This window comes from Pelagibaculum spongiae (genome assembly GCF_003097315.1).
GTDB lineage: Bacteria > Pseudomonadota > Gammaproteobacteria > Enterobacterales > Pelagibaculaceae > Pelagibaculum > Pelagibaculum spongiae.
In genome coordinates this window covers 77,203-93,831 of the sequence record NZ_QDDL01000008.1, presented here as the reverse complement: position 1 = coordinate 93,831, position 16,629 = coordinate 77,203, and the positions used below count along the sequence as shown (strand labels likewise).

General features: G+C 43.1%; 11 protein-coding genes. 5 read left to right on the top strand and 6 right to left on the bottom strand.

Features of this window, described 5'->3' with window-relative positions; translation table 11 throughout:
• Window positions 1–25 precede the first annotated feature (25 nt).
• The 3 genes from DC094_RS16605 to DC094_RS16595 form a co-directional block, all read right to left on the bottom strand.
• The gene (locus tag DC094_RS16605) at window positions 26–3,499 is read right to left on the bottom strand and encodes an autotransporter outer membrane beta-barrel domain-containing protein (RefSeq protein WP_116688245.1); all 3,474 of its coding nucleotides are present in this window, start codon (window positions 3,497–3,499) and stop codon (window positions 26–28) included.
• A 178-nt stretch (window positions 3,500–3,677) separates the two neighbouring features.
• A complete protein-coding gene (btsR, locus tag DC094_RS16600) occupies window positions 3,678–4,406 on the bottom strand; it encodes a two-component system response regulator BtsR (protein ID WP_116688244.1) in 729 nt (242 codons plus the stop codon).
• Complete coding sequence (locus tag DC094_RS16595; protein ID WP_116688339.1) at window positions 4,396–6,093, bottom strand: sensor histidine kinase; 1,698 nt, start codon at window positions 6,091–6,093, stop codon at window positions 4,396–4,398. The genes btsR and DC094_RS16595 overlap by 11 nt, the downstream gene beginning before the upstream one ends.
• Window positions 6,094–6,369: 276 nt before the next feature.
• Between DC094_RS16595 and DC094_RS16590 the strand changes: the two genes are divergently transcribed.
• The 3 genes from DC094_RS16590 to DC094_RS16580 all read left to right on the top strand — a co-directional run bounded on the left by DC094_RS16590 (window position 6,370) and on the right by DC094_RS16580 (window position 10,230).
• Complete coding sequence (locus DC094_RS16590; RefSeq protein ID WP_116688243.1) at window positions 6,370–7,395, top strand: extracellular solute-binding protein; 1,026 nt, start codon at window positions 6,370–6,372, stop codon at window positions 7,393–7,395.
• The gene (locus DC094_RS16585) at window positions 7,395–9,053 is read left to right on the top strand and encodes an ABC transporter permease (RefSeq protein WP_116688242.1); all 1,659 of its coding nucleotides are present in this window, start codon (window positions 7,395–7,397) and stop codon (window positions 9,051–9,053) included. Before DC094_RS16590 ends, DC094_RS16585 begins: the two co-directional genes overlap by 1 nt.
• A gap of 115 nt (window positions 9,054–9,168) precedes the next feature.
• Entirely contained in the window at window positions 9,169–10,230 is a 1,062-nt protein-coding gene (locus tag DC094_RS16580) for an ABC transporter ATP-binding protein (RefSeq protein WP_158527365.1), read from the top strand.
• An 18-nt stretch (window positions 10,231–10,248) separates the two neighbouring features.
• Here the strand turns inward: DC094_RS16580 and DC094_RS16575 are convergent, their stop codons facing one another.
• From DC094_RS16575 to DC094_RS16565, 3 genes are all read right to left on the bottom strand, one after another.
• Entirely contained in the window at window positions 10,249–10,842 is a 594-nt protein-coding gene (locus tag DC094_RS16575) for a TetR/AcrR family transcriptional regulator (RefSeq protein ID WP_116688240.1), read from the bottom strand.
• Window positions 10,843–11,537: 695 nt separating this feature from the next.
• Window positions 11,538–13,292 (bottom strand): bifunctional isocitrate dehydrogenase kinase/phosphatase, encoded by a 1,755-nt coding sequence (aceK, locus tag DC094_RS16570; protein ID WP_116688239.1) that lies wholly within the window; start codon window positions 13,290–13,292, stop codon window positions 11,538–11,540.
• Between the two features lie 486 nt (window positions 13,293–13,778).
• Window positions 13,779–14,438 (bottom strand): DMP19 family protein, encoded by a 660-nt coding sequence (locus DC094_RS16565; protein WP_116688238.1) that lies wholly within the window; start codon window positions 14,436–14,438, stop codon window positions 13,779–13,781.
• A gap of 221 nt (window positions 14,439–14,659) precedes the next feature.
• Here DC094_RS16565 and DC094_RS16560 point away from each other — a divergent pair, with 221 nt between their 5' ends.
• Together DC094_RS16560 and DC094_RS16555 are read left to right on the top strand one after the other, a co-directional pair.
• Window positions 14,660–15,793, top strand: a complete 1,134-nt coding sequence (locus DC094_RS16560) for a pyridoxal-phosphate-dependent aminotransferase family protein (protein WP_116688237.1) — start codon at window positions 14,660–14,662, stop codon at window positions 15,791–15,793.
• Window positions 15,794–15,868: 75 nt separating this feature from the next.
• The gene (locus tag DC094_RS16555; RefSeq protein ID WP_158527364.1) at window positions 15,869–16,549 is read left to right on the top strand and encodes an MOSC domain-containing protein; all 681 of its coding nucleotides are present in this window, start codon (window positions 15,869–15,871) and stop codon (window positions 16,547–16,549) included.
• The last annotated feature ends 80 nt before the right edge of the window (window positions 16,550–16,629 follow it).

Below are 16,629 nucleotides of genomic sequence, written 5' to 3'. Positions count from 1 at the left end.
CCCCCGTACTACTCAAAAATATTAATTAACCACCATCACAGTAAACGGTTGTCACATTTTTACTTTCGCTTGATCCATCGACGGTATAATTAAATGTAATGGTTACTGGACCCTGACCAGTAGCATTATCTCCTCTGGCACAACTAACTCTGAACGAATAGCTACCATCAGAGTTATCTAGAATACTCTCACTATTCCAAGTATCTTCAATACCGCCTGGAGTATCTTTATTGCTAAAAACGACAGCGAGATCAGTTGCTGAACTATATCCAACCAATGCATTATTGGCATCCTTAAGGGCCAAAGTGAGTGTTGGCTTTATAACTGTAGTTACTGTTTGATTGCTATTGGCGGTAAAAGTGGTGTTGGTAACATCACTGGCAATAATAAACCTGAAGTCGTCTGGGCTAGAAGGAACATTATTACTATCAACCGTAATGCTCGTAAAACCTATATCACCACCAGTATCTGACTTAATAGCTAGCGTGTAAGTACCATTATTATTGTTGATCAGAGTGTAATCTGCAGTGAGCGCAGAGTCAGACATACCATCCGTACTTAATTCCTGAACACCCGTTTTGGTAAGAACGGCTTTAACCTCTTCAGTACTACCGGAAAGTGCGACGCCATCCTGGTCAAACAAACTGACTGTTAATGTTGCGACTGACCCTGCCGCCAACTCATTACTGGTTACATCAGAAAGTTCAGCTGTTGTGGATGCTAAAACTAGCGTTGGCGTAATAAAAGTCACCGACAATGCTTGAGCGACTGCAATATTCTCACCATCCGGATCAACCACTCCACTGATATTAATTTGCTCCGCCGTTGAGTTAGAGACGTAGGCCGTATAAGTACCGTTATTATTATCAACTGCTGTAATGGTTGTGGCGGGTGTGCCACCACTGGCTGCAGTACTTAACAGGGCAGAGTTTGTTGCGGTCAGGCGTAAAACTCCCATTGATGTTGTTAGATTTGTGCCATTGATATCTTTTGCCTGAATGGTTAATGGAAACCTAACACCATTCGCTCTTGGGGATGACTCAACCATTGTGATGCTGGTGTTTTCTGGTGCAGGTGCCTGGGTGAAAGTAACTGTTAATTCATCACCAACATTTTCTGCTGGGCTTCCAATAGTTGCCTGGAAAGTCACATCTCCAACATAGTTGGAAGTTACAGTTGCCAGATGTCTACCATCATTTTCATCAGGATCAGTATATTGAATTGTAACGTCTGGATTATCAGGCGATGTGATCACCAGCCCCCATTCGGAAGTGGTATCAGTAAGTCGATCATCACCATTAGCTGATTTTTCCTGCAATGTCAGCGTAATATCAGTAGTTGCTGCTGCCGGGTTTTTACTGGCAGTTAAGGTCGATTCAGTTAAGCTGATCGGATCTTCAGAAGTACAAAATTCTGAATCGGCAGCCATGGTTAAATTAACAAATACCGGGTTATTCGATGTCGCATCAAACCGGTCATAAATAAAATAGTGTGGATCTGAGTTATGCAAATAGGCATAGCCTTCATAACTTACCGTATCGACCATTTCAGTAATGGTGCCATTACCATCAACATCTGTCTCACCCCAGAAAGACTGTCGATAACCGGTATCTCTAATACCATAGCGTGCCGAGAAACCACCACCCTGCTTTATAATGGCTTCATTTTCGTCTCGACATACTCTCTGGGTAGTAATGGATTGGGTGATTTTAGGACAAAGACTTAATGATTCCAGGTTAATAACACTCAACGTTGATGAAGCGGTAAAATCAGTGCTTGCTCGATCACTTTGAGCGTAATAATAAATTGAATAGGTTTTACCATCAATTAATCCACTAATTGCGAGTGGAGAGGTTACTTCTCCCCAACCAATATAGGATTTTCCTGCACGAATTGAATACCAACCATCTTGAATCGTGCCGGTGATAGAATTATCTATCTCACAGGCCAATCCAAGGTCCGGGTTCACATCGATTAAAGTAGGATTTGGCGCATTTAATATCGCTCTAATTTTATAAGTTTCTTGGTCTGCTACATCACCACAAAAATTAGGCAGTGACACTCCAGTTTCGCCTTGGGCAACGGTATATAGACTATCAGGATCACCTTCGATTTCAACTGAAGCCAATAGATCATCACCCCAATTATCTAATAAATTAAATGTTCCACCAAATGAAGGAACATTATAAATTTCCAATTTATCCAATGGGTCGCCCCAACCAGATTTTTGTTTGGCCCAACCGCCACTAGCGCGTGAAAAATAAACCTGTAATTGTTGATTATTCGCATCACCATTTGAATCAACAACGTCCACTTCTAACTTGCATCGCTGAGATTGAAACCAGTCCAGATTAAAGTAAGATAAATGCGTAATATTTTTAGTTACCGTGAAGGTATTGGTATTTTCTGCATCAATCGAAGCTGCCCCTTCGTAACTCCAATTACCGGTTGTTTCAGAAAAACTCCACATGGGGATCGAAACATCAGATAATTCGATTGGATTTCCAGTCAATGGATTGACCGTCGAATCAGGAACTTCAAAAGTTAATGAGACATTCCCCATGCCTTGAAACCCTCGCACTTGATTACCTTCAGAATCTGATATTTCTATTGCCACCAGACCAGCGCTGATAAATTCAAACTGAGAATTATTAGTCAGGCCATCGGGTGGTGTCCCTTCAAACCCTTCAATAGATAAACCACCAGGAAAAGCTAACAGTGGATTATTAGAAATATCACTGACGCCTGTTGGGTCAGCAGAAAACAGCATAATTTTTACTGTCAACGCACCAATCGGAGTAATGGCTTGTCCATCTTTATCAAGTAAGGTTGTCCCAGAGGGAATATTAAGATTTACTGTTGCATAATCAAGAATCGCTCCTCTGGTAGTGCTTGTTGCAACGACATCAGTTGTCAGAGAAAGCTGTGAGTTCGTTATACCGTTAGTTACCGCTAATGTGGCTGTTTTTAAAGCAACCGGAAAATCTGCAGATAACTCAGAGGAAACATTTGGCGTGAGATAGATATTTGCGGTAATCAGGTTCGGTGTTTCTTGCTCTTCCAGTTGGACAATTGCAGCACTGGCAAAATATCCTTCTTTAGATGCCAATAGTTGCAATAGGGTATGACCCTTAACAATTTGCTGCATTTCCTCAGAGGCACCTTGCATATGCAAAAACATACCCATACTGCCTGATGACGATGACACTAACGGTGCCAGTTTTTCAAACTGCCCATCTTCCATTAATCCAACCGGTTGATGGGACAAACTTTGAAGTTCCATTGCTACATCAGGCGCACCATCGGCAACAATCATGATCGCTTCAATATTAGCACCCGCAATTGCACTGCCATCGGTTGCATCAAGTACATTCACTTCAATTCTGAGATCCATTTCAGAATCATTATTTGAGCCAAAAAACCAGCCACAGCTGGCGAGAGAGATTAGAACAAGAAAAACTGACAAGAAACGAAAAATACGCTTATATATGAAATTCACAGTAGCATCTCCTTATGCATAACTGTTTGATAACCAAATTGGGATATTTTTTATTACTGGCAGATTGCCTACCGGTATCTCCCCTATTTTCTCAGGGTTGTTACTCATCAATACTAGACACAGTTTGTTCAGTCTTCCTGAGCGATAGTGATTTTATAAAAAATTAAAGCCGAAACAGTCAACCCTGAAAGCCAAACCTGTCTTTTAATTCACGTAAGTAGCGCCTGCTGACCGGAACCTTATGCCCAGAATGCGTCGTCACTTCGCCTAACCCGCCCTCCAGCAAGTTAATTTCCACAATGGCATCTGGATTGATTAAATATTGCCGATGACAGCGAAGTAAATCGGTTTTTTGTTCGAGGATTTTTAACGTCAGGTGCGTATGGAACTGGCCTTCAGCGGTTTGTACATGAACGCCTGATAAGTCAGTAAAAGCCACTTCTAGCTGTTCAATTTTAACCAGCCGAATACAATTTTTAAAATAACAGGGAACCACTGTTAGTTTTTCTGGGGTGAAGTTAGCAACCGATTTTGGCGTTAAATCTTGCTGTAATCGTTCAATAGTTTTTTCTAGCCGCTGTTTTTCTACCGGCTTTAATAGATAGTCAAACGCATTGTCTTCAAATGCTTTAATTGCGTATTCATCATAGGCGGTAACAAAAACAATTCTCGGTGCTGATTCTTGTTCCAGCATGCCCGCCATTTCCAAACCGCTAACTCTTGGCATTTGAATATCAAGAAACACCACCTGTGGTTTAAGCTTGTGAATCATTGCAATGCCTTCTATCGCATTACTGGCCTGTCCTTTAATATTAAAAGCTTTACTGTCATCAAGTAAAATTTGCAGTTCTTCCCGCGCCAAGGGTTCATCATCAATAATCAGTGCTGAAATTAAATTATTGTTCATCATTTTCTCCAGACATCAGGTCATGCGGAATCATGATGGTCACTCGGGTAAACACATCGGATTCAACTAAAATTTTCACTCCGAACTGTTCACCAAAACGTGCTTTCAAACGTTTATCCACAATATTCATTCCTAGGCCACTACCTTCTTCTTTCGGCGTAATGTAAGTACCGGCATTATCTTCTACTTCTAAGCATATTTTATTTTCACATCTTCTGGCTCTAATAATTACTTTTCCTGTTTCTAACAGCGTTGAAACACCATGTTTGATTGCATTTTCTACTAATGGCTGCAGGGTAAAAGTGGGTAATTTCAGTTGATCTAGCTGATGGTCGATATCAAACTCGACCTGTAACCGGTCACCAAAACGAGCTTTTTCAATTTCTAGGTAAGCTTGGATGTGATCTAGTTCTTCCAGCAAATTACTTTCATCACTACGCCGTTTTAAATTCTTTCTGAAAAAAGTCGACAAGTGTTGTAACAAAGTGCGCGCTTGACCAGGGCTTTTGCGAGTGATGGCACTGATGGTATTTAAAGCATTAAACAAAAAATGTGGATTAATTTGTGCCTGAATTAATTTTAATTCTGCCTGCATGAGCAAATCTTGCTGCTGATGTACTCGACCATAAAGAATTTGGTTGGATAACAAACGAGCCACCCCTTCGCCAAGGGTTTTATTCAACCGTGAAAATAACTGATTTTTGGTCTCATAAAGTTTAATCGTGCCAATCACTTCATCTTCACTGGCACATAGAGGAATAATCAACGCCGAGCCCAAAGGGCATTGATCTGATAAAGAACAGCGATACTGTTTTTCTATTCCATCAGCAAATACCACTTGGTTTTTATCTATTGCTTCACGGGTTTGCTCTGATGCAATTAAAGTACCTGGCTGATGGTGGTCATCGCCCTTACCGATAAATGCCAGTAATTTTTCTCGATCAGTAATCGCTACCGCGGCAACACCGGTTTCTTCCCTGACAATTTCTGCCACCTTGCGAGTGCTCTGTTCATCAAAACTACTGGCAAGAATGCCAACCGTTCGCTCGGCAATTCTTAAAGCGCTGGAGCTAAATGTTCGGGTGAATTGTTCATAGAGAGTTTGCCGATCACGAATCATCGCGGTGAACATCGCCGCACCAATGCTATTGGCGATAATCATTGGCAAAGCAATTAGCTGTACCAGTCGCCAAGCTTCATCAAAAGGCTTGGCAAAAATCAAAATCACTGCCATTTGCACTAACTCGGCATATAGAACGACGCCGAAAGTGACTTCAGGGCGAAACAACAAATCGGTTCGCCCTTTTCTAACCAGCTGCCAATGCAGCCAGCCACCAATCAAGCCTTCCAGCGTGGTGGAAATTGCACAGGCTTCAGCGGTAAACCCACCCAACGACATTCGATGCAAACCACCGGTTAATCCCACTGCAAAACCTACAACAGGTCCACCAAGCAAACCGCCAAGTACGGCACCAATCGCTCGAGTGTTAGCAATCGCATCTTCTATCTGCAAACCAAAATAGGTACCCATAATGCAAAAACCAGAGAACACCAAATAGACCACTAACTTGCGTGGCAACTGAACATTAACGCTCACCAGTGGGCGAAATAACGGGGTTTTACTGAGCAACCAAGCGATCACCAAATAGACGCTGAGCTGTTGGAGTAACTCGAGAACTAACTGCATAGAGAATTGGGCAAACACAAAAAATCTTAAGGAATCAAAGTATAGGCCGCAGGATAAGCTGTTGAAGGTTTCAGTTTCTGTCATAGATCAAGGTGTATTTGATCTTCTATTCCACCCAACAAAAGATGCATCCAATATTCCGATTGAGTTGCTGAACCTTTTCTTTTGTCCAGTTTGAGAGGCAATCACCAAACTTGATTTGGATCCTTTGCAATTGCGAATCATTATTAGTAACATTCGCTTCGTTGTTTGGCCTTCCATGTTGAGTTGTTATTAATGCTAAAACGTATCTCTGCCTTATTGATCAGTTCCAGTCTTTTATTACCTGCAATAGCTCAGTCTGCTGACGACGAAGTAGTGGTTTATTCATCTCGAAAAGCCCACTTAATTGAGCCTTTGTTCGAGGCTTATGAAAAAAAGACCGGAGTGAATGTTCGCTTTATTACTGACAAGGCAGCACCACTAATTGCCCGCTTACAAGCAGAAGGCGAACGCAGCCCTGCCGATATGTTGATCACTGTCGACGCTGGAAATTTATGGCAAGCAGCGAATAAAGGTGTATTGGCATCGGTCGAGTCAGAACAACTGGAAAGCAATGTTCCTCAGCATTTGCAAGATCCGCAGAATCGCTGGTTTGGGTTATCGGTTCGCTCTAGAACCATGGTTTATAGCACCGAGCGTGTTCAGCCTTCCGAGTTATCTAGCTACGAAGATCTAGCAGATCCAAAATGGAAAGGCCGCTTGTGCCTGAGAACATCTAAAAAAGTTTATAACCAGTCATTGGTTGCGATGATGATTGCCCGCCATGGCGAAGCAAAAACCCAACAAATTATTCAAGGCTGGGTGGCTAACTTAGCAACCAAGCCATTTTCAAACGATACCAAAGCAATGAAAGCAGTGGCTGCTGGCCAGTGTGATGTGACCATTGTGAACACTTACTACTTCGGTCGTTTGCAAAAGAAAGATCCAAACGCTGCTTTAGCCATCTTCTGGCCAAACCAGCCAGGCAGCGCTAAAGCAGGCCAAGACACCGGCGTTCACGTTAATATTTCCGGTGCCGGCATTACTCAATATGCGCCACATCGAGCTGCGGCCGTTAAATTGCTGGAATGGTTATCTTCAGATGAAGCCCAACAATCTTTCGCAGGCCGTAACCAAGAATATCCGGTTAACCCAGTCACCAAGCTTGATCCACAAGTGGCAAGTTGGGGCACCTTTATTGGCGATAGCATCAACGTCATCAAAGCCGGCGAATTACAAACAACTGCTGTAAAGCTGATGGACAGGGCAGGTTATAAGTAATGAATTATGCTGCGGCGTCGGTTGTTCGACGCCCTCCAGTTTTTGCTTCGATTCTATTGGCGCTGCTTGTTGCAGCGCCTTTGCTGTTTCTGGCATTTAGCTGGTTCGATCCGCAGCCAGAGATTTGGGCCCATCTTGCAGAAAACCTATTAGGCGAATTAATTAGCAATACTTTGCTGCTATTAATCGGCGTGGCTATTAGTGTTTTGGTGCTCGGTGTTGGTCTGGCTTGGCTAGTAGTGTTTTACGATTTCCCCGGTAAAAAGTATCTCGACTGGGGATTAATGCTGCCCTTGGCAATTCCGGCTTATGTGCTGGGTTTCGTCATTTTGGGATTAACCGATTACTCCAGCCCATTACAAACCTTTGCCAATCAAATGGCTGGGCACTTTGTACAACTCCCCGATTTCCGAAACCTTCCTGGTGTCGTGCTGGTAATGTCGCTAGTGCTTTATCCCTATGTTTATATGCTGGCCCGTTCAGCATTTTTAAAACAAGGCGCGGCACCGCTTGAAGCAGCACAAATGCTCGGCATGAGCCGTAACAAGGCCATATTTAAAATTGCTATTCCAATGGCCCGCCCTGCGATTGTTGCCGGTACTTCTTTAGCATTAATGGAAACCTTGGCAGATTTTGGCACGGTTGCCGTGTTTAATTTCGATACTTTCACTACTGCAATTTATAAAGCCTGGTTCGGTTTATTTAGCCTCAGTGCTGCCGCTCAATTAGCCACTTTACTTATATTGGTGGTATTTCTCACCCTCAGTGGTGAGCGATTACTTCGCGGCAAGGCCGATTTCCGTCAACAAGGTCGCCCGGTAATTCCTGTAAAGCTTTCCGGCAAGTACGCATTTTTGGCCAGCGCATCGGCTTGTTTAGTGCTGCTGTTAGCTTTTATTTTACCGGTGATTCAATTACTGGTTTGGGGCTGGAGCAATATAGAACAGCAACTCGATAGCAGTTACTGGTCACTACTCAGAAACACCATCAGCCTCGGCGTAATGAGTGCGATTGTCTGTTTATTAGCAGGTTTAACCTTGGCATTTGCCGGTCGCAACAATGCCTGGCAGCAACAATTAATTACCCGAATTGCGGCACTGGGTTATGCATTACCCGGTTCAGTATTAGCCGTCGGTGTCATGCTCAGTTTCACTCAACTAGATAACTGGATCGGTAAGTCATTACTCACAGGCAGCTTGCTGGCATTACTGGCAGGTTATCTGGTGCGTTTTCTTGCGGTGGCCCATGGGCCATTGGAAGCGGGCTTGGCATCCATTCGCCCCAGTATTCCCGAAGCAGCTCGCTCGCTCGGTGCAACATCCAGCGAACGCATGAGACAGATTTGGTTGCCATTACTCAAACCCGGTTTATTTACTGCAATGCTATTAGTTGTGGTGGATGTAATGAAAGAAATGCCAGCAACCTTGTTATTGCGCCCTTTTGGTTATGACACTTTAGCGGTCAGAATTTACGAATTGACTTCCGAAGGTGAATGGGAAATGGCCGCGCTGCCAGCAATTACTCTAATTCTGGTGGGTTTATTACCGGTGATTATTCTGGTTAGAAAATCTGCCAAAGCTGCTCAGCAATCCAGTAGCCCTTTGCCAAGTACTGCCGCTGAGCAGACGGATCCACAAGGGTTACCTCAAGCAATTTAAATCCAGCAGCAATCAATGTTAGCTTGTCACTAGAAATCAAAGCCCATCTATTTAAATTTCTCTAGCAGGCGCTACGCTTGCTGAAAGAAAATCTGCATATCTTAGGGAGAATAAGTTGCTACTTGAACTGGATAATATCAGCTGCAACTTTGGCCAACAGCCAGTAGTTAAAGACTTATCATTTAATCTAGACCAAGCACACCAGGCATGTTTGCTCGGTGCCAGCGGATGTGGAAAAACAACCGTGCTGCGCGCGATTGCTGGTTTTCAACCGATTTGCCAAGGTGAAATTCGTCTTGATGGCATGAGTATTTCCCGTGCGAATTACAGCTTGCCAGTAGAGCAACGCGGCATCGGCATGGTATTCCAAGACTATGCGCTATTCCCCCACTTAACCGTGGCGCAAAATATCGCTTTTGGTTTAAAAAACCGCACCCCCAGTCAGCAACAAAATATGATTGCCGAGATGCTGGAATTGGTGGGATTGGAAGATACCAGAAATCGTTTTCCCCACGAATTATCAGGTGGCCAACAACAACGAGTTGCTACCGCAAGAGCATTAGCGCCTGAGCCTCGATTGCTGTTATTAGACGAGCCATTTTCCAATTTGGATGCCAGCTTGCGCGAAAGACTGGTGGGTGATCTATCTGAAATACTTAAACAGCGAGAAACCGCCGCCCTGTTAGTTACCCATGATCAGCAAGAAGCCTTTGCATTGGCCGATCAAATTGCAGTGTTACAAGCCGGTGAATTACTACAAATGGCCAGCCCACAAACTCTATATCAGCAACCGGCGCAAGTTGCAGTCGCTGAGTTTGTTGGCCAAGGAAGTTGGCTAGAAGGTGTGTTAACCAATGTCGGAACCATCAAAACATCACTGGGTGAATTGTCAGGCGTTATATGCCCTGATCAGCAGCAATTATGTTTTGATTCGCCGGAAGCGTTAAAACAATACAGCGGTCAATCGGCCAAAATTTTAATTCGCCCGGAACAGTTACAACTAGACGATCAAAGTCGTTACCAAGCCAAATTAATTCGCAAGGTTTATCAAGGTGGTAATTATTTACTAACGCTTGAACTAGTTGGAAAAAATCTATTGTGCAAAACGCCATGGCAAACAAGTACCAATTTAGAATTACAGAAAATGGTTGGTATAAAAATTAACAACACCCAGTAACACTCAATAAATCTTAAATTAGTCACGTTTGTTGAATATTGCCTGCAAGCCATAATCTATAGTGGTTTGCAGCATTTTTCGGGTTCCTCTGGTTCTAGCCATCACCCGCAAACTAAACATAATACTTTGTATAAATACCGCAGCATCTTTGCAATCAATCGATTGCTCCAACTCACCTGCTTGCTGCGCTCGCTCTAGCAATAGTTGCAAAGCGTGACAAACCCGCTCCAAATATAATTTAGCTCGATCCGCCAATTGTGGGTTGGAATTAGCTGCCTCCATCACGCTATTAACTAAAAAACAGCCTTTGCCTGCATGATCATCTAAAGAACGGTCCATTAAACTTGTCAGCAATAATTTAATATTTTGATATGCCGGAGCCTGTTGATTTAATTGCTGCTCTATCTGCATACAGCCATTTTCACCGTAGTGATCTATCGCAGCAAGCATCAAGCCCTGCTTGTTGCCAAAAGCGCTGTAAAGGCTTACAGCATGAACTCCTGTTATTTTAACCAGCTGGCTAACGGGTGTTGCTAGCAGCCCATTTTGCCAAAATTGCTCGACAATTTGATCTAGTAATTGCTGCTTATTGTAACTAGTCGGTCTACCCATATGACCAAAAAACCTTTTTTCTAAAATTTTCTCTTGAAAATTCTACCATGAGTTTGTACTTTAATGATCGTTAAACAATTAATTTGATAGTTGGCAACAAAGCTATGTCTCTACTACCTGAGATTAAAGCTGCCGATATTCAGCTGACTATAGTCTCTGCGCAAATACCAGATAACAGTCTGAATACTGAAAAAAGAACGCTTTGGAATTTTAAGTACGCAGCGATGATGACTACCAAGTGAGGTCGTTTGGATTGGGGCTTAAACTAGGCTGGCGTTTAAACTAGATAGTCGATTTGAACTTCTTTACCATCAATTCGGTTTAGATCTGATTGCCGAGAATGGCAATCAGAAAAAGAATTGCCACTTACGGCAACCTATGTAATCGACAGCAACGGTAATATTGCTTACGCATTTACCGATGCCGATTGCACCCAGCGAGCAGAGTCAGAAAGTTTGATTAAATCGCTGTAAAAAAAGAAAGGTTATACCGAGAGCAACGCTGGCATCAGGATTTAATTACCCTGATGTCAGCACCAATGAATGCAAGTTTAACTTAAGAACTACTATCGAAAGCACAACAATAGCCAGTCAGTCACATTTAAATATGGACAACTCATACATCAGGGATGATGATTTTTAAGTTCACTACCTCGCGAAATGAATATCTTCATTCAGACCAGAACAAAAAATTTATCATCCAACCTCACTGATTCGTTTTTTCCACAAATGATAAAACCGCTGTTGATCTGGGTACGGATAAGCATCTATGTATTCGCCTTTGGCTACTTGCTGCTGTATTTCTTGCCAATAGCTAGCTTCCAATATTTCTGGGTGCAAAGTACGCAACAGCTTGCGAACATGCGGCAAGGTCGTGACGAAAGTACCTAGCTCTTCAGGAAATACATCATTTGGTGCAACGGAATACCAAGGCTCTGCGGCCATTTCATCTTCATAGCAGCGTGGCTCGGGAATTTTTCTAAAGTTAATCTCAGTCATATACTGAACTTCGTCATAATCGTAAAAAACCACGCGCCGATTATTAGTTACACCGAAATTCTTTAAAAGCATATCGCCGGGGAAAATATTAACTCCGATCATTTCTTTGATTGCTTTACCATATTCATCAATCGCTTCAGCGGTTTCTTCTTCGTTGGCATTATCTAAATATATATTTAACGGGATCATCCGCCGTTCAATATACAAATGCTTTATGACGACTGTTTCACCTTCAATAGAAAATGAACCGGCAATAGTCTGCTGAAACTGCTCAATTAATTCTTGTGAAAAACGCTCCTTAGGAAATACGACTTCTTTGTATTCCAAAGTATCGGCCATCCGCCCTACCCGGTCATGCTCTTTTACCAGCTGATATCTTTTCAGAACCGTATCTCGGCCAAAACCTTTACTTGGGGCAAACTTATCCTTAATCACTTTAAAAACATACGGAAATGACGGCAAAGTAAATACCTCCATCACCATACCTTTAACACCAGGTGCAACAATAAACTGATCCGTCGTGGTGGTAAGATGAAGTAATAACTCTCGGTAAAACTCGGTTTTACCCTGCTTATGCAAACCAATTGCGTTATATAATTCAGCGATGGTTTTCTTCGGCATTAATTCTTTAAGGAAGCGAACCAGTGCCGATGGCGCATGGGTTTTTACTAGGAAATAAGCACGCGCAAAACCAAATAAAATAGTTAACTGACGAGGGTCTGTTAGCAAGGTATCAAGAAACAAACCCTTTTTAGCGTTATGCAAAACCGGTATAATAAACGGTTGAATACCGCTCAATGAAACCACCCTGCCAACAATATAAGCCGATTTGTTTCTGAAAAATGGTGCTTTTAAAATATCAAAACGCATTTGATAAGGTTGATGATGAGTATGTGGCGCTTGCTTGAAAAAAGCTTGTTGCAGTATTTCAACATCACGGTCGATATCAACAAATTTCTTACCGAAATCAAAGTCGAGAATAATCCGCTTAACCGTTTCAACAATACCTAACCCTGGGTCTTCTACCGGAAAATAACTGCGATATTCAGAATCTATGGGAACCGGGGTTCGGTTTTGTAATGTAGTTTCAACAAATATAAATTCATTATTGTAATAACCACGATGAAACAAATTACAAAAAACCGAGTTATAAAAAGTTTCGGCCAATTCAGCCTGTGGATGAAAACTAAGGAATTCACGGTAATTTTGCTTTACCTGACTCCACAAAGATGGATCCATCTGCTGATCTATTAGTAAATGCTTTACCTCTATCACCGACTCTTTCACTCGAGAGTCGTAATAGGAAATCCGATTGGCTGCAGCTTGGTGAATCTCTTGCCAATTTTGGTTCTTGTAATGATCTTTAACCGTTGCTGTAATTTCTTGGAACAGTCGGTAGTGTCGGCGGAATCCCTTGAGGATCACTCTGGCTATTTTTTTTGGGTTTTTCATCAGGTCACCCTTAATTCTTGTTCTTAATCTACTGCACTCTATGGCGCTTGTTTGGTGGCAGGTAGTACCAACGGTAGCGATCAATCGAGTCCTGTTTCAATGCCAGAAGCACCGAAGGCAGACTCGGCTGGTTTTACCTATGCCCTGCCGACAGTTTTACGATCTGACTGCCAAATGACAAGCGCTATCTTTAATTGACAGATGAGATAATTGGCTAGATCGAAATTGATGAGTTTTTGACTAGAATTTGCACCGGACATCGTCGCACCGCCACTCTGGCTCCTTGCGACATACTGCCCATCCCTAGAGACATCGTCGCACCGCCACCTTGGATCTTTGCGATATACAGCCCATCCCTAGAGACATCGTCGCACCGCCATCCTGGCTCCTTGCGACATACTGCCCATCCCTGGGCATAAAAAAACCGCTGACGATAATGAGCTTCAGCGGTGAATCAAAAAGGTCAAACAGCGCTATTTACAAAATCTATAGTCGGATTTTCTGCTTATTTTGCTCAACATACTGCATGGTGATCATTGCCAAAGGCTCTTGCAGCTGCTGATATTGCAGATTCAGCATCTGCCATTGCTCTACCGTTTGGTTGGCCATCATTCGATCCATCATGGCCACTCGTAGGTCATGGTCTGTTGACGGCATTTCACCTAGCAAACCAAATACCTGATCCAACAGATTCAAATGAGCTACAGCATCGAGCCTATGCAAAATTTCCGATAAAACAGCGGCATAATCACCTGCGGCACTTTCCAGATATTCAATAAAGCCACCTGACGACATTTCCGATAACAAGCCGCTGATTGCACAGACTGTTTGCTCAACCGGATTATGCGGCTCTCCACGCAATTCCAGCTGAAAAGCGATCGTCGATAGAATTAATAACGGCTCGGCATCGGTGCGATGGGGTAAGATATCATCAAGACTTGAACCAAAAGATTTCAGCTCAGCGAAGGGATCCGCCGGTAGCTGCAAACAAGTAATCAATTGATCACAAGTTTGCTGGAATTTCTGTAGCTTTTTTTTCGGTAAACTCTGGGCGAGTTCTTGTAACTGTTGTATCAACTGACGAGGGTCTTGCCCCATCGAATCATTAGACAGTTTACTTGCATCGGTCAGCGTACTTGCTTGCATAATATCTATCCATAGAAAACGATTAATCCAGACAGCAAAAGCTGTAGTGATAAAAGCTTAGTCGCTGGATAACAAAGCTGCCGCTTTCACTAAAGTTACCAACTGCTATCGATATTTTTCTTAATATTCTGAGAATGAAAAGTGTTTGAGACAATGGCTTTTTGGCTGATTTCTTCGCACAATAGCCCCCTGCCTTTTTGAAGTAACCCGAAGAGTTGCCCATGTCTGATTATCCAGCAGTAAGAACACTAATGGGGCCAGGCCCTTCCGATATTCATCCTCGTGTACTACAGGCGTTAGCGCGTCCGACCATTGGCCACTTGGATCCTCAGTTTGTTGCCTTGATGGACAAGGTTAAAGTGCTGCTTCGCTATGCATTCAAAACTGAAAACCCTTTAACTATGGCAGTATCAGCCCCCGGCTCCGCTGGCATGGAAACCTGCTTTACCAACCTGATGGAGCCAGGAGACAAGGTTCTAGTCTGTATTAATGGTGTATTTGGTAAGCGGATGTTGGAAAACGTCACTCGCCTTGGTGGCATTCCAGTGGTACTGGAATTCCCATGGGGTGAAGCCGTTGACCCAGCGAAAGTAGAACAAGCATTAAAAGCCGATTCAGAAATCGCCATCGTCGCTTTTGTTCATGCCGAAACCTCTACCGGTGTTTGCAGTGACCCTAAACCAATTGCTGATTTAGCGCGTCAACATGACTGTTTAACCATCGTCGATACAGTCACTGGTTTGGGTGGTATTGAGCTGGACGTTGATGGTTGGGGATTAGACGCCGTTTATTCCGGCAGCCAAAAGTGCTTGTCCTGTGTGCCGGGTTTATCACCGGTGACCTTCAATGATCGCGCTATCGCTAAGATCAAGGCGCGCACTCACCCTGTGCCAAGTTGGTTTTTAGATTTAACGCTAGTGATGGATTATTGGCTAGATAGCGAAGGTACTGGCGGCAAGCGTGCTTACCATCACACCGCGCCGGTTAACTCAATTTATGCTTTGCATGAATCATTAGTCATGCTGAAAAACGAAGGGCTAGAAAATAGCTGGCAGCGCCATGCAGCAATGCATCAAAAATTGGCGCAAGGCTTGGAAGCACTTGGCCTTGAGTTAATCGTTGATAGCAGTATACGGCTACCGCAGTTAAACCTAGTCAAGATTCCTGAAGGAATTGACGACGCGGCCTTCCGCAAACAATTACTGGAAAAATACAATCTGGAAATTGGCGCAGGACTAGGTGCCTTTGCTGGCAAAGCATGGCGAATTGGTTTGATGGGCTATGCCGCGCGTGAAGAAAATATCCAGCTCTGTTTAGGCGCAATTAAAGAAACACTGGCTGAAATGCGCAGTTAATTTCGCTCAAACCATTTAATGGCCAGTATTGCTGGCCATTTTTTATTTTGGCGCAAAAAATACAACAGGCTCGCTATGAATTTATCAACATCTCTGCTGGAAATTCGCCTTGGCCAAAACCAAAAGCTTTTTGAAATAGACAGCTTAACTGCAATTGATAAGCAAACTGTTTCACAAGTTGAGGTGCATGCATTGGGCCTAGTCGGCGACCAGCAAGCCGAAAGTTTCCATGGTGGTACCGAACGTGCCTTATTACAGTTTGACTGCGATCACTACGCCATATTAAAGCAACAGTTTCCTGAATCAGAAACCTATTTTAAAAATGGTGGCTTTGGTGAAAACTTAGTTGCACAAGGATTTAACGAGCACAATATTTGTATTGGCGATCAAATTTCTATTGGCAGTGTAATACTGGAAGTCAGCCAACCTCGCCAGCCTTGTTTCAAATTAAACTATCGATTTAAGCAGCAATCACTTTCGCAATTTTCCCAAGATAACAGCATCACGGGCTGGTTTTACCGCGTGATTAAACCTGGCGTAATTTCCACCGATGACTCACTAGAGTTAATTGCTCGCCCATTACCCCAATGGACGATTGCTCAAGTTCAGTATTACCTCTACCACGATCTGAAAAACCAAACAGCAATGCAGCAGCTGCTTGAATTGCCACAGCTAGCAAAAGAAACCAAAAGCGTTTTTGAAAAACGCATGCAACGGCAGCAAGTTGAAAACTGGCAAGAACGGTTGGTGGGATAGACTATAAAATTAAAGCTCATAACATAAATAGCTAACCTCAATATGCCATGCTAGCATGCATTTCAGCGGATGCTTTGCTT

Bases quoted from the DNA above. Each gene is read 5' to 3' on its own strand.
- btsR (WP_116688244.1), bottom strand. From the start codon at position 4,406: ATGAACAATAATTTAATTTCAGCACTGATTATTGATGATGAACCCTTG.
- DC094_RS16595 (WP_116688339.1), bottom strand. From the start codon at position 6,093: ATGCAGTTAGTTCTCGAGTTACTCCAACAGCTCAGCGTCTATTTGGTG.
- DC094_RS16590 (WP_116688243.1), top strand. From the start codon at position 6,370: ATGCTAAAACGTATCTCTGCCTTATTGATCAGTTCCAGTCTTTTATTA.
- DC094_RS16585 (WP_116688242.1), top strand. From the start codon at position 7,395: ATGAATTATGCTGCGGCGTCGGTTGTTCGACGCCCTCCAGTTTTTGCT.
- DC094_RS16575 (WP_116688240.1), bottom strand. From the start codon at position 10,842: ATGGGTAGACCGACTAGTTACAATAAGCAGCAATTACTAGATCAAATT.
- aceK (WP_116688239.1), bottom strand. From the start codon at position 13,292: ATGAAAAACCCAAAAAAAATAGCCAGAGTGATCCTCAAGGGATTCCGC.
- DC094_RS16565 (WP_116688238.1), bottom strand. From the start codon at position 14,438: ATGCAAGCAAGTACGCTGACCGATGCAAGTAAACTGTCTAATGATTCG.
- DC094_RS16560 (WP_116688237.1), top strand. From the start codon at position 14,660: ATGTCTGATTATCCAGCAGTAAGAACACTAATGGGGCCAGGCCCTTCC.
- DC094_RS16555 (WP_158527364.1), top strand. From the start codon at position 15,869: ATGAATTTATCAACATCTCTGCTGGAAATTCGCCTTGGCCAAAACCAA.